This is a genomic window from Myceligenerans xiligouense (assembly GCF_003814695.1).
Classification (GTDB): Bacteria; Actinomycetota; Actinomycetes; order Actinomycetales; family Cellulomonadaceae; genus Myceligenerans; species Myceligenerans xiligouense.
The window spans coordinates 2,970,180-2,984,262 of record NZ_RKQZ01000001.1 but is presented as its reverse complement, the minus strand read 5'-3'; the positions used below and the strand labels follow the sequence as shown (position 1 = coordinate 2,984,262).

The following is a 14,083-nucleotide window of genomic DNA, read 5'->3' as shown; positions in this document are numbered from 1 at the left end:
ACAACTCGATAACGTTACGGCGGTCATAGCGTAGGGGAAACGCCCGGTCCCATTCCGAACCCGGAAGCTCAGCCCTACAGCGCCGATGGTACTGCCCCCGCCAGGGGGTGGGAGAGTAGGACGCCGCCGGACCCTTCTTCACGGACAAGCCCCCGAGCACACGCTCGGGGGCTTGTCCTGTTTCAGTGCTCGTCGGTCACCCGATCAGCTCAGGTTCCACTTCTGGTTGCCACCGCCGTGGCAGGACCAGAGCTGGACCAGGGCCCCGTTGGCGGTGGAGGCACCGGACACATCGAGGCACAGACCCGACTGGGCGCTGGTGATGGAGCCGTCGCCGTTGAGGTTCCAGCGCTGGTTCGCGCCACCGTGACACGACCAGATGGTCACGGCCGTCCCGTCGGACGTGCCGGACCCGGAGGCGTCCAGGCACTTGCGCGAACCACCGGAGTAGACCGACAGTTCACCGCTGGCGCTGTGGGTCCACTGCTGGTTCGCCCCGCTCCAGCAGTCCCAGATCTGCACCTGGGTGCCGTCGGTCGTGGACTGGTCCGGCACGTCCAGGCACTTGCCCGAAGCCTGGCCCGTCAACGCGCCACCATCGGCCGGAGGTGGCGTCGTCGGCGGCTGGCCGTCGCCGAACTGGGAGAAGAACTCCCAGATCTCGCCCTTGACCCAGCTCTGCGCGCCGCTCTCGCAGCCGGTGCACCCGTCGACCGGACCCTGCTGGTGGCCGCCGTCGAAGGCGGCCCACACCACCGGGTAGCCGTCCTGGCAGCCCGAGTAGGTGGTGGTGAAGTGCTGGCCCGAGCCGGAGGCCGGCTCGGGCGGGCTCTGCGGCGTGCAGCCGTTGTTGCCCACGAACCGGTCACGCATGCCCCGTGCCTGAGGCATGCTGTCGGTGACGCCCTGGATACCCATGTAGGCCACCGGCTGAGAGCCGCCCGAGCAGCCGGAAACCGGGCCGGGCACGGCGATGGCCGCTACCGCGCGGAACTGGTCAGGGCGGGCGCAGGCGAGCGCGTAGCTCATGGCCCCGCCGTAGCTGAACCCGAGGGAGAATCGCTGGGACTCGTCGACGCACAGGGCGGACTCGATGCGCTGGATCATCGCGTCGACGAAGGCCACGTCCCTGCCGCCGGAGTCGGCCCAGGCGTTGTCGATGCCTTGGGGAGCGACGAAGATCGCGGTGCCGCCGGACAGCTGCTCGAGACCGTAGTGGGCGTAGACGGCGCCGTCGGAGCCGCCGCCGGCGACGTCGTTGGCGGTACCGCCCCACCAGTGCAGCCCGAAGATCAGCTTGTGCTGGTAGTTCGAGTCGTAGTTGTCCGGGACCTTCAGGATGAAGCTGCGGTTGACGCCGTTGACCTGGATGGTGTGGTTGCCGCTGTTCATGCCCGGGTTCTGCCCGCAGCCGTCACTCGCCATTGCGGTCACTGGTGCCGACGCCGCGTTCACTTGCGCCGACGCGATGTTCGCTGTCAGCACGCCGGCGAACGCCGTCGCCACGACCGCTGTCACGGCGACGATCCGGGATCGCAGGCGTCGCCGCGGTCGCGGCGACGCCTGCGGGAATCGGTTAGGGGGCATGGAGTACTCCTTCTCCTCGTGGTCGACCGGGGCGCCGCCAGTGGTGCCCCGGCGGCTAGATGCGTTGCAGGTTGAAGAGCTGGTTGGCGCCGCCGGTGGTGTTCCACTGGGAGATGCGGGCGCCGTCGGTCGTGGACTCCTCCAGGACGTCCACCGTCAGGCCGCTCTGGCGGTTGACCAGGCTGATCGTTCCGCCGCCGTGGTCGACGACCTCCCAGTGCTGGCTCGTCACGCCGGTGTCGGGCTGCTGGGTGATGTCGGCGCCGGTGCTCGAACTCGCCACCTCGAGCACCAGGCCGCTGTGCCTGGCGCGGATGCGCCAGTAGGCGCCGGAGGGCACGAACTCGAACTGCTGGTTGGCGCCGGTGTTGACCGTCCACTGGACGAGCGCGGCCCCGGCCGCGGTGGAGGCGCCCTCGATGTCGGCGGCCTTGCCGCTGTGCTGCGCCACCAGCCGGTAGAACACACCGGGCTCGACCGGACCGCCGCTGCCGCCGCCGGTCTCGACCGGCCGCCGTGCCAGCGCCGTCGCCTGGGCGACGTCGGGCAGCGGCTTGAGCCGGTAGGTGTAGGAGTAGTCCCGGGTCGCGAACAGCTTGTACCGGTCATAGGTCTGCGCGCCCCAGCTGTTGTCGCCGCCGACGCCCATCTGCCGGTAGTTGAGCCGCAGCACGACCGCTTGGCGCGGCGTCAGCTGGTGGTCGTGGCGGGCGTCGCCCGACAGGTCCTCCGGGGTGAAGTGGGAGGCGTTCACCTCCAACAGCGGCTCCCCGGCCGCGAGCAGGCCGCTCCCGTTGCCGTCGACCAGGGCGACCCAGCGGACGTCGGTCTTGTTGCCGTTCTCCTGGGGTCTGATGTAGCCGGTCCACTGGTCCGCCACCGTCGAGGAGAAGACGCCGACATCGGTTCCGCTCTTGCGGTCCCAGTGGTTCTCCTCGGGGCCGCGGCCGAAGTAGCGCAGCTGCTCCAGGGCCCCGGGCAGGAACAGGATCGTTCCGACCTCGGGGATGTAGGGGAGGCTCGACGAGCCCGGGTGGAGCGTGTTGTCCACCTTGATCTCGCCGTTGCCGTAGACGGTGTAGACGGTGGTGTAGGTCGACGGCGTGCTGGTCGGCAGGGTTCCGGTGACGGTGATCCGCCGGGAGCGGTCGGACGGCCGCTGGACGACGACCCCGGTCACGGTCCGGTTCCGTCCGGCGTTCCGCCAGGTGCCGTTGCGGTTCGGCTGGCCGTTGCCGCGGTCGTTGTCGGTCGGCGCCCGCCAGAAGTTCGGGGCCGGGCCGGAGTCGATCAGCCGCATGCCCATCGCATCGTAGGCCGTGATCTCGCCGGTCGACTTGGAGATCGTGACGGCGAAGCCGGTGCCTGAGACGGTGACGGCGCCGGCAGTCTCCGAGTCGGTGAGTGCCGGCACGTCGTCGAGCGGGAGCGGTTCGACCGGCGGGCTGTCGAAGTCGACCGGGACCTGCTGCTTGGCCACCTCGAATCCGGCCGGGGCCCACTGGGTGGCGGACGTGAGCTTGAACGACAGTCGCAGGAAGTGCTCCTGGCCGGGCGCCGGGTTCGCCGGGCGCTGGATCGGTACCTGGATCGTCTTGGCGGACAACGGCGCGATGTCGAGCTGCTGCGCCGTGAGGGCGCCGCTCTGGATCACCTCGCCGTCGGCGTACAAGGACCAGGAGCCCTCGAACTCGCCCACGTTCGTGAACAGGTATTCGTTGGTGATCCGGACGGACCCGCTCGCGACGTCGCCCGCGGCGACGACGTTGATCGCCTGGTAGATCTGCCTGACCTCGGCGGCCTTGCCGGCAGGTTCCCGGTCGGCGGAGACGATGCCGTTGGCGCAGAAGTTGCCGTCGTTGGGGTTGTCGCCCCAGTCGCCGCCGTAGGCGAGGTAGGTCGCCCCGCCACCCTGCGGGATCGGCCATCGCAGGCCCTGATCGGCGTAGTCCCAGATGAATCCGCCCTGGAGAATCGGGAACTCGCGGATGACGTCCCAGTACTCCTTGAAGTTGCCGTTGGAGTTGCCCATCGCGTGGGAGTACTCGATCAGGATGTACGGCCGCGTGTCGCCGGTGTCGAGGGCGCGGTCCCGGATCCCGGCCGGGGTGTTGTACATCTGCGATCGGACGTCGCTGACCTGGGGCCGGTTGTCGCCTTCGTACTGGACGACGCGGGTCGGGTCGGCCGCCTTGATCCAGTCGCGCATCGAGACGAAGTTGGAGCCTCCGCCGGCCTCGTTCCCCAGGGACCACATGACCACCGACGGGTGGTTCTTGTCGCGGTGGACGACCTGGGCGGCCCGGTCGATGACCGGCGCCGTCCAGTCCGGTGCGGAGCCGGGATAGTCGTCGCGGACTCCGTGCGTCTCGAGGTTCGCCTCGTCGCAGACGTAGAGGCCGTACTCGTCGCACAGGTCGTACCAGTCCGGGTGGTTCGGGTAGTGCGAGGTGCGGACCGCGTTGATGTTGAGGCGCTTCATCTGCCTGATGTCGTGGATCATGTCGTCGCGGGTCAGCGCCTGCCCGTGTACGGGGTCCATCTCGTGCCGGTTGACGCCGCGGAGGGAGACCGGCCGGCCGTTGATCCGCATCAGGCCGTCCTTGATCGCGAACTCGCGGAAGCCGACTCGCGCGGACACGGTCTGGGTGACCGCGCCCGAGGGGTCGAGCAATCGCAGGACAGCGGTGTAGAGGTTCGGGTGCTCGGCCGACCAGAGCTCGGGGTTCGGCACGTCCTTCGCGCCTTGCGCGGTGGCGTCCTGACCTGGTTCGACCGAGCCGACGTTCACCGGCAGCCGCAACGGCTCGGGCCATACGGCCTGGCGGTTCTCGTCGTAGAGCTGGGCCTCGACGGTGTAGCTCCCTGACTGCTGGGGCCCGCTGTTGCGCACGATGGCGGTGACAGCGAGGTCGGCGCGGGTGTACGCGTCCCTCAGCGGCGTGTCGATGGTGAAGTCGCGCAGGTGGACCGTGGGCAGCGAGTAGAGGAAGACCGGCCGGAAGATCCCGGAGAGCCGGATCATGTCCTGGTCTTCCATCCAGTCGCCGTCCGGGAAGCGGTAGACCTCGACGGCGATCAGGTTGGTGCCGGGCTGGACGTGGTCGGTCACGTCGAACTCGGACGGGGTGAAGGAGCCCTCCCGGTAGCCGACCTTGGTGCCGTTGACCCAGAGGTAGAAACCGGACTTGACGCCTTCGAAGTGGAGATGGACGCGTCGGCCCTGCCAGGTCGACGGCAGTTCGAAGGTCCGGCGGTACTGGCCGACCGGGTTGAACAGCGTCGGCGCGAACGGCGGCTGGGCGTTCTCGTGCTGGCCGTTGGCGCCCCACCACGGGTAGGTGACGTTGGTGTAGATCGGGAAGTCGTAGCCTTCCAGCTGCCAGTTGGACGGCACCGGCATGGTGGCCCAGCCGCTGTCGTCGCGGTCGGTGCGCCAGAAGTCGACGTCGCGGTCGGCGGGCCGGTCGGCGTGCTGGAACCGCCAGGTGCCGTCCAGGTCGAGCCGGTAGGGCGAGGTGGTGCGGTCGGTGCCCAGTGCCTGCTGGAGGTCCGCGTAGGGCATGTACGTCGCGTGCGGCGGCTCGGCGCCCACCTCGAATATCCCGATGTTGTTGTTCCACTCCGGGTAGCCGTTGGGCGGGTCGGTCCAGTCAGCGGCGACCGTGGCGGGCTCGGCCGCCGCGAACCCCTGGGCTCGTGCGGCCGACGCCGCCACGGGGGGCGCGGCCGATGCCGCCGGAGGGGGAATCGAAGCGCTCCCAAGGGCAACCAGACCGCTTGCGAGAACCGTTCGGCGGCTTACCGGCGGGCGCTGCTCAGGTGGGTTGGACATCATCGTCTCCTAGGGCCGCAATCGACGCTGGTCCGAAAAAGTACGAGATATGACATGTGTTGGCGATGATGTGAAACGTATCAACGGAGAGGCCGTGGATGCGGCGGTCTGCGGCTCGGGCGCGCACGGTACCCGGTCCGGAGGTCCGGACCGGGTAGCGGGCGATGTCGATGACCTGGCTCTCCAGCGTGCGGACGACGGCGTCGGCTGCGCGGCGCCCGGCTCGCGGCGCCCCTCTCCCGGCGTCGGCTACGCGGCGTCGGTGTCCGGCACGCGGTCCACGTCGACCGATGGCGTCAGGGGTTCGACGGCGTCCAGGCGCGCCCGGGCGTCGTCGGGCAGGACGGTCCTGACGGCGGCGACGGCGGCCTCGAGCTGGTCCGGCTTGCTGCCGCCGAGGATGGGGCGGACCGCGGGGGTGTGGCCCGCGAGCCATGCCAGGACCACCTGGCCGCGGGTGAGGCCGAGACCGGCGGACACCTCGTCGAGGACGGCGAGACGGCGGGTCGTCCCCGGGTGCTCGAACTCCTCGGAGACCTCCTTGGCGGGGTTGTCGTAGGCGCCGCCCAGGAGCGGTGTGTACGCCCAGATCTCGAGGCCCTCGGTGGCGGCGAGGTCGAGATGCTCGTCGGTGAGGAACCCGAACCGGTGCCCCGCGCCCGGCATACCCGGGCGGGGGTGCAGGTACGAGTAGCTGTACTGGAGTGAGCTCACGGCTTCGTGCCCCTGGCCGAGGGCCCGGGCGCGGGCGGCCGCCACGCGCCAGGCCGCGTGGTTCGACATGCCGAGACGCGCCGTGAGTCCGTCGTCGTGCAGCGCGGACAAGGTGTCGGCGACGTCCTCGATCGGGACGGTCCTGTCCTCCATGTGTGCCCAGGCGAGGTCGACGTGGTCCGTTCCCAGCCGGCGGAGGCTGCTCTCGAGCTGAGCGCGCACCTCCGCGCTGCCCAGGCCGGTCCGGGAGGCGGGCCAGCGCCCGGCGACCACGGGCTCGGCGCCGAACTTCGTGGAGATCCGCACGCGGTCGCGCATTCCGGGCCGCGCGGTGAGCCAGCGGCCCAGCACCTCCTCGCTCTGCCCGCCGTGGCCGGTGTCGCTGTCCCAGAACGCATAGCAGTCGGCGGTGTCGATCCACGTCCCGCCTGCGTCCACGAACCGGTCGAGCAGGTCGAACGCGGTCCGCTCGTCGACACCGGTGCCGAACCGCATGGCCCCGAGGGCCAGATTCATCGTCTCCATGACCAGTAGCGTGCGATCTGGAGTGCGCTCCAGGTCAAGCCGCCGCGTGACGGGCATGATGGACCCATGACCGAGACCGCGAACGCCCGTACCTACACGCCCGCGGAGGCCGCGACCGAGTCGGGGTTCAGCATCGACACGCTGCGCTACTACGAGCGCGAGGGCCTGCTCGCGCCGATCTCGCGCACGGCCGGAGGCCGGCGGGCCTACACCGAGGCGGACCTCGGGTGGCTCGGCCTCGTGCGCTGCCTGCGGGACACCGGGATGCCGATCGCCGATCTGAAGCGGTACGCGGAACTCAGCCTCGACGCGTCCACCATGAACCAGCGGCTCGCCCTGCTTCAGGCGCACGACCAGCGGGTCCAGGAGCAGGTGGACCTGCTGGTGAGTCAGCAGGAGCGGCTGCGGGAGAAGATCCGCTGGTACCTCGGCAACGGCGCGACCCCGGCAGAACAGGAACGTGCCGCCCGCTCCTGAGTCCCGCCGCTCCTGAGTCCCGCGCTCCCAGTTCCCCGACGCCCCCGGGACCCCTCCTCTCCGGCCGCCCTCGACCCGCGATTCCGACCTGTGGAATCCTGATTCTGTTCCCCGGAGGGGACGGGTGCGCGCGGACAGTCCGCGCACCAGGAGCGTGAGGAGCCACATGGCAAGCAGTACCGGCGGCGTGCAGACCGTCGAGCGGGCGATCGACCTGCTGGAGATCATGACGGATCTCGGGGGCGACGCGACCCTGAGCGAGCTCGCCGACCGCAGCGGGCTTCCGCTGCCGACCATCCACCGGCTGCTGCGCACGCTGGTGCAGCGCGGGTACGCGCGGCAGATGCCGTCGCGCCGGTACGCGCTCGGGCCGGGCGTGCTGCGTCTCGCGGACGCGGCCGGCCGGCAGCTCGGTGCGGCGGCCCGGCCGCACCTCGAGCGGGTCGCGGCCGAGCTCGGCGAGACCGCGAACCTCGCGATGCTCGACCACGAGATGGCCGTGTACGTGGCGCAGGCGTCGTCCACGCACTCCATGCGGATGTTCACCGAGGTGGGGCGGCGTGTCCACCTGCACTGCACCGGGGTCGGGAAGATGCTGCTCGCCGCACTCGGCGAGGACGAGGTCCGGGCGATCGCGCAGCGCACCGGCCTGCCCGCGGCCACCGAGCACTCCATCACCGGCGCCGACGAACTCGTCGCCGAGCTGGGCCGGATCCGGGAGCGCGGCTACGCGGTCGACGACGGCGAGCAGGAGGTGGGCGTGCGGTGCTTCGCGGTGGCGGTCCCCGACGCGCCGCTGGCGACCGCGCTGTCGGTGTCGGGTCCGGCGGCGCGCGTGACGCCGGAGTTCGCCGACGTCGCCGTCCCCGTCCTCCGGGAGGAGGCGGCGAGGGTGGGCGACCGACTCGCGGGACGCTAGACTTTCCACGATCAGAATATCCGCTTCCGCATAGTGGAAGAACGAGCGAGGAGAGTGTCGACGTGGAGACTCCGGACGGCATCGAGATCACCGGCGAGATCGGCGAACGGTACGAGGAGGTGCTCACCCCGGCCGCGCTGGAGCTGATCGTCAGACTGCACCGGGAGCTGGCGGACCGGCGCCTGGAGCTGCTGGAGGCGCGCGAGCGCCGCGTCGAGGACCTGGCCGCCGGCGGCACCCTGGGCTTCCTGGAGGAGACCCGCCACATCCGCGAGGACGACTCGTGGCGCGTGGCCGAACCGGCGCCCGGGATCGTGGACCGCCGCGTGGAGATCACCGGCCCCACGGACCGCAAGATGACGATCAACGCCCTCAACAGCGGTGCCAAGGTGTGGCTCGCGGACCAGGAGGACGCGAACACGCCGCGGTGGAGCTCGGTGGTGGGCGGTCAGCTCAACCTGCTCGACGCGATCAACCGCACGATCGACTTCACGGCCGAGAACGGCAAGACGTACGCGCTGAAGCCGGACGCGGAGCTCGCGACCATCGTCATGCGCCCGCGCGGCTGGCACCTGCCGGAGAAGCACATCCTCGTGGACGGGCGTGAGACGTCGGGCGCCCTGGTCGACTTCGCTCTCTATCTCGCCACGGCGGGCATGCGGCAGTTCACCAAGGGCCTGGGCCCCTACTTCTACCTGCCGAAGATGGAGTCCTACCTGGAGGCGCGGCTCTGGAACGACGCGTTCGTCCTGGCCCAGGACTACCTCGGCATCCCGCGGGGCACGATCCGCGCCACGGTGCTCATCGAGACCTACCCGGCGGCGTTCGAGATGGAGGAGATCCTCTACGAGCTGCGCGATCACTCCGCCGGCCTGAACGCGGGCCGCTGGGACTTCATGTTCTCCGTCATCAAGTCGTTCCGTACGCGCGGTACCGAGTTCATGCTGCCGGACCGCAACGCCGTGACGATGACGGTCCCGTTCATGCGTGCCTACACCGAGCTGCTGGTCAGGACGTGCCACAAGCGCGGCGCGCACGCGATCGGCGGCATGGCGGCGTTCATCCCGAGCAAGGACGAGGAGGCCAACGCCACCGCCTTCGCGAAGGTCCGCGACGACAAGACCCGCGAGGCCGGCGACGGCTTCGACGGCTCCTGGGTGGCGCACCCCGGCATGGTCGAGCTGTGCAAGGAGGTCTTCACCGACGTGCTGGGCGACCGGCCGAACCAGATCGACCGCACCCGTGACGACGTCCAGGTGACCGCCGAGCAGCTGCTCGACGTCGCCGCCACGCCCGGCGACATCACCGAGGCCGGCCTGCGGAACAACATCTCGGTCGGCATCCAGTACCTGCGCGCCTGGCTGGGCGGGCTCGGCGCCGTGGCGATCTTCGACCTCATGGAGGACGCCGCCACCGCCGAGATCTCCCGCAGCCAGGTGTGGCAGTGGCTGCACAACGACGTGACCCTCGCGGACACGGGCCGCACGGTCACGAAGGAGCTCGTGCACGAGATCGTCGCGGAGGAGATCGCGAAGCTCCCCGGCGACGCCGCCGACTACGAGGAGGCGAAGCAGACCTTCCTCGAGGTCGCCGTCGCCGACGAGTACGCCGACTTCCTCACGCTCCCGGCGTACCGCCGTATGGACTGAGCGCGAGAACCGGCGCCGCCGACCTGCCGGGCCGACCCGCCGAGGTAGTACCTTCGCCATGAAGGCCGCTACCTCGGCGGGACTCGTTTCCGCCGGCGCGGGGCCCGCGTGCGACGAGGAGGTTGCGATGCCCGGCAGGACTTCGGATCAGGCGCCCGCCGCACCGGCGGCGGGCGCGGCGCTCGCCGCCGTGACGGCCGGCCTCACCGCCGTGCTCGGCGGCGACCGGGTCGTCACGGACCACGCGCGGCGCCGCACCTACGAGTGCGACGGCCTCGCGGCCTACCGCGTCGTGCCCGGGGTGGTGGTGCTGGCGCGCGACGCCGCCGACGTCGCGGCGACCGTCCGGGCCTGTGCCGCGCACGGTGTGCCGTTCGTGGCCCGGGGGTCGGGGACGGGCCTGTCCGGGGGCGCGCTGCCGCACTCCGAGGGCGTACTCGTCGTGATGTCGCAGATGCGGGACATCCGCGAGATCGACGCGGACGCCCAGCGCGCCGTCGTCGACCCCGGCGTCATCAACCTGCAGCTCACCGCCGCGACCAGCCCGGACGGCCACTACTTCGCCCCCGACCCCTCCAGTCAGTCCGTGTGCTCGATCGGCGGGAACGTCGCCGAGAACTCCGGCGGCGCGCACTGCCTCAAGTACGGCTTCACCACGAACCATGTCACCGGGCTGGACCTGGTCACCCCCGCGGGCGAGCAGGTGGAGATCGGCGGCAAGGCGCCCGACCCGCCTGGCTACGACCTGCTCGGCGCGCTCGTGGGGAGCGAGGGCACGCTCGGCGTCGTCACGTCGGCCACGGTCCGCCTCACGCGGCTGCCGCAGGAGGTCCGCACCCTCCTGGCCGCGTTCCGCACGATCGACGACGCCGGCGCCGCGACCTCCGCGATCATCGCGGCGGGCGTGATCCCCGCCGCGATCGAGATGATGGACGCGCTGTCCATCGAGGCCGCCGAGGAGGCCGTGCACTGCGGCTACCCGGACGGCGCCGGCGCGGTGCTCGTGGTCGAGCTCGACGGGCACTCCGCGGACGTGGCCGGCGAGTTCGACGACGTCGTGCGGCTGTGCGAGGCCAGTGGCGCGTTCGAGGTGCGCGTCGCGGCCGACGACGCCGAACGGGCGCTCATCTGGAAGGGCCGCAAGTCGGCCTTCGCGGCGGTGGGGCGGATCAGCCCGGACTACATCGTGCAGGACGGCGTGATCCCGCGGACCGCACTGCCGCAGGTGCTGCGCCGCATCACCGAGCTCGGCGACGCCGCCGGGGTGCGCGTGGCGAACGTGTTCCACGCCGGGGACGGCAACCTCCACCCGCTCGTGCTGTTCGACGGGTCGCAGGACGGCGCCGTGGAACGGGCGGAGGGGGTCGCCGGCGGAATCCTCGACCTGTGCCTCGAGCACGGGGGCTCCATCACGGGGGAGCACGGCGTCGGAGCCGACAAGGCGAAACACATGCCGCGCATGTTCACCGCCGACGACCTCGCCGTCATGCAGGCGGTGCGCTGCGCGTTCGACCCGGAGACCCTCGCCAACCCCGGCAAGATCTTCCCCACCCCGCGCCTGTGCGGGGAACGCCCCGGCCGGAGGCAGGGCGAGCACCCGTTGTCCGAGGCGGGCGTGGCGGAGGTGTTCTGATGCGCGACGGTTCCGCCGACGGCGGCCGCGCGGGCGACGCCCCGGCGGGCAAGGCCACGGTCGACCTGGACCGGCTCGCGTCGGCGCTGACCGGACAGGACCCGGCAGGTGAGCTCACGCGGCCCGGGCCGGGCGACGCCGTGGACGGGGTCCCGGCGCTCGCCGTCGCGCGGCCGGCGTCCGTGGCGGGGGTGTCCGCCGTGCTCGCCGAGGCGACCTCGCAGGGTCTCGCCACCGTCGCGCGTGGAGCCGGGACCGCCCTGGACTGGGCCGCACCGCCGGAGCGCGCCGACCTGATCCTCGACGTGACCGGTCTCGGCCGGCTCGTCGAGCACGGGGCCGGAGACCTCGTGGCGGTCGCCGAGGCCGGTCTGCCGGTCGTGGAGCTGCTGGAGACCGTGGGGCGCGTGGGCCAGGAGCTCGTCGCGGACCTGCCGCCTCGGCGGCTCGGGGGCGGTGCGACCGTCGGCGGCGCGCTGGCGACCGGCGTCTCCGGGCCCCGGCGGCTGCAGCGAGGCGCGCTGCGGGACCTCGTGCTGGGGGCGACCGTGGTGCTGGCCGACGGGACCGTGGCGTCCAGCGGCGGCAAGGTGGTCAAGAACGTCGCGGGGTACGACCTGGCCAAGCTGATGACCGGCTCCTACGGCACGCTCGGGGTGATCGTGCGGGCGGCGTTCCGGCTGCATCCGGTCCGGCCCGCGCGCCGCTGGGTGGTCGCCACCGGTCCGCTGCCCGACGTCGCCGGCCGCGCCCGGGAGGTCGTGGCCTCCCAGCTCGCGCCCGCGGCGGTGGAGATCGACCGGCCCGCCTGGTCCCGCGAGGCCGGCGTCGCGGTGCTGCTGGAGGGCCAGGAGGCCGCCGTCGTGCCCCGCGCCCGGGAGGCGGCCGCCCTGACGGGTGGTGAGATCCGGACCGTGCCACCCGCCTGGTGGGGCGTGCTGCCCGACGACGACGGAGCGGGCGCGGTGCCTTCGGCGGGAGCGGATCGCACCGTCCTCGCGAAGGCGACCGCGACGCTCACGGGAGTGGGCGGGCTGCTGGCGGCGGCGCGAGCGGCGGAGGACACGCGGGGGGCCGGCGTCGCCGTGCGCGGGTCGGCGGCCGGCGTGCTGTACGTCGCGATCGGCGGGCGTGATCCCGCCGCGGTGGCCGGCGTCGTCCGCGAACTGCGGGCGGTGGCGCCGTCCCCGCGGGACGGGACCGTGACCGTGCTGCGGGCGCCGCGGGACGTCCGCGAGGCCGTGGACGCGTGGGGGCCCGTGGGCGGGCTCGACCTGATGCGGGCGGTCAAGAGACGGCTGGATCCCGGGCGGAACCTCGCGCCCGGCCGGTTCGTGGGAGGGATCTGATGAGCGAGACCAAGCCGGACCTGCTCGGGTCGTTCGACCCCGGCGACCAGGGCGCGTTCGACGAGCACCGCCCGCCGTCGCGGGACCTCGTGGACGACTGCGTGCACTGCGGGTTCTGCCTGCCCGCCTGCCCCACCTACACGCTGTGGGGCGAGGAGATGGACTCGCCGCGCGGACGCATCCACCTGATGAAGCAAGGGCTGGAGGGTGCGCCGATGTCGGCGTCGCTGGTGGGACACATCGACGCCTGCCTCGGATGCATGGCGTGCGTCACGGCCTGCCCGTCGGGCGTGCAGTACGACGAACTCGTCGAGGCGACGCGGGCGCAGGTGGAACGGCGCGGGGCCGCACACCGCACGCGCGGGCAACGGCTGGTGCGGGCGGGTGTCTTCGCGCTGTTCCCGCACCCGCGGCGGCTGCGGGCCGTGCGGCCGTTCCTCGCGCTGTACCAGCGCAGCGGCCTGACACGCCTGGTGCGGCCGCTGCTGCGGCGGCTCTCGCCGTCGCTGGCGGCGATGGAGTCGGTGGCGCCGCCGCTCGCACCGGCCGAACCCGTGCCGCCGGTGACCCGCGCGTCCGGAGACCGGCGGATGACCGTGGGGCTGCTGCTCGGGTGCGTCCAGCGCGAGTTCTTCGGTGGCGTCAACGCCGCCACGGTGCGCGTGCTCGCGGCGGAGGGGTGCGACGTCGTGGCGCCTCCCGTGCAGGGCTGCTGCGGAGCGCTCTCGGTGCACTCGGGGCGCGAGGCCGAGGGGCTCGCGTACGCCCGCGCGCTCGTCGACGCCTTCGCGGACGCGCGCGTGGAGCGGGTGGTGGTCAACTCGGCCGGCTGCGGCTCCACGATGAAGGAGTACGCGGACCTGCTCGCCGACGATCCGGCCTACGCCGGGCGCGCCGCGGACTTCGCCGCCAGGGTGCGCGACGTGGCGGAGATCCTCGACGAGCTCGGGCCTGTCGCGACGCGGCATCCGCTGCCCCTCACGGTGGCCTACCACGACGCCTGCCACCTGTCCCACGCGCAGCGGGTGCGGGCGCAGCCGCGGCGGCTGCTCGGTGCCGTCCCCGGCCTGGTGGTGAAGGAGATCGCGGAAGGCGACCTGTGCTGCGGGTCGGCCGGCATCTACAACCTGACCCACCCGGAACCGGCGCGGGAGCTGGGTGACCGGAAGGCCACGAACGTGGCTGCCACCGAGGCCGAGCTGCTGGTGACCTCCAACCCCGGGTGCCTCCTGCAGATCTCCGCGGCGCTCGGGCGCCAGGGCCGCTCGATCGCGACGGCGCACATGATCCAGGTCCTGGACGCGTCGCTGCGCGGGGCCGGACCCGAGGCGCTCGCCGGCCCGGGCGCGGGCGGGGCCTGACCCCGCGCCGTCGCGCGGTCGGCCGGGCGCCGGG

The 14,083-nt window shown here is 72.1% G+C and carries 9 protein-coding genes and 1 rRNA gene; 7 read left to right on the top strand and 3 right to left on the bottom strand.

Features of this window, described 5'->3' with window-relative positions:
* Positions 1 to 15 precede the first annotated feature (15 nt).
* A 5S ribosomal RNA gene (gene rrf / locus EDD34_RS12975) occupies positions 16 to 132 on the top strand.
* A gap of 72 nt (positions 133 to 204) precedes the next feature.
* Here the strand turns inward: rrf and EDD34_RS12970 are convergent.
* The 3 genes from EDD34_RS12970 to EDD34_RS12960 form a co-directional block, all read right to left on the bottom strand.
* The gene (locus EDD34_RS12970) at positions 205 to 1,587 is read right to left on the bottom strand and encodes an RICIN domain-containing protein (RefSeq protein ID WP_123814949.1); all 1,383 of its coding nucleotides are present in this window, start codon (positions 1,585 to 1,587) and stop codon (positions 205 to 207) included.
* A 55-nt stretch (positions 1,588 to 1,642) separates the two neighbouring features.
* The gene (lacZ, locus tag EDD34_RS12965) at positions 1,643 to 5,305 is read right to left on the bottom strand and encodes a beta-galactosidase, LacZ type (RefSeq protein ID WP_211341581.1); all 3,663 of its coding nucleotides are present in this window, start codon (positions 5,303 to 5,305) and stop codon (positions 1,643 to 1,645) included.
* A 366-nt stretch (positions 5,306 to 5,671) separates the two neighbouring features.
* Positions 5,672 to 6,661, bottom strand: coding sequence for an aldo/keto reductase (locus tag EDD34_RS12960; protein WP_123814947.1), 990 nt, complete (start codon positions 6,659 to 6,661; stop codon positions 5,672 to 5,674).
* A gap of 66 nt (positions 6,662 to 6,727) precedes the next feature.
* Here EDD34_RS12960 and EDD34_RS12955 point away from each other — a divergent pair, with 66 nt between their 5' ends.
* From EDD34_RS12955 to EDD34_RS12930, 6 genes are all read left to right on the top strand, one after another.
* Complete coding sequence (locus EDD34_RS12955) at positions 6,728 to 7,138, top strand: MerR family transcriptional regulator (protein ID WP_123814946.1); 411 nt, start codon at positions 6,728 to 6,730, stop codon at positions 7,136 to 7,138.
* A 166-nt stretch (positions 7,139 to 7,304) separates the two neighbouring features.
* On the top strand, positions 7,305 to 8,057 hold the full coding sequence (locus tag EDD34_RS12950; protein ID WP_123814945.1) for an IclR family transcriptional regulator: 753 nt from the start codon (positions 7,305 to 7,307) through the stop codon (positions 8,055 to 8,057).
* Positions 8,058 to 8,119: 62 nt separating this feature from the next.
* Positions 8,120 to 9,706, top strand: coding sequence for a malate synthase A (aceB, locus tag EDD34_RS12945; RefSeq protein ID WP_123814944.1), 1,587 nt, complete (start codon positions 8,120 to 8,122; stop codon positions 9,704 to 9,706).
* 127 nt (positions 9,707 to 9,833) lie between these two features.
* The gene (locus EDD34_RS12940; RefSeq protein ID WP_123814943.1) at positions 9,834 to 11,339 is read left to right on the top strand and encodes an FAD-linked oxidase C-terminal domain-containing protein; all 1,506 of its coding nucleotides are present in this window, start codon (positions 9,834 to 9,836) and stop codon (positions 11,337 to 11,339) included.
* A complete protein-coding gene (locus tag EDD34_RS12935; RefSeq protein WP_123814942.1) occupies positions 11,339 to 12,688 on the top strand; it encodes an FAD-binding oxidoreductase in 1,350 nt (449 codons plus the stop codon). Before EDD34_RS12940 ends, EDD34_RS12935 begins: the two co-directional genes overlap by 1 nt.
* Positions 12,688 to 14,049, top strand: a complete 1,362-nt coding sequence (locus EDD34_RS12930) for a heterodisulfide reductase-related iron-sulfur binding cluster (protein WP_123814941.1) — start codon at positions 12,688 to 12,690, stop codon at positions 14,047 to 14,049. Before EDD34_RS12935 ends, EDD34_RS12930 begins: the two co-directional genes overlap by 1 nt.
* The last annotated feature ends 34 nt before the right edge of the window (positions 14,050 to 14,083 follow it).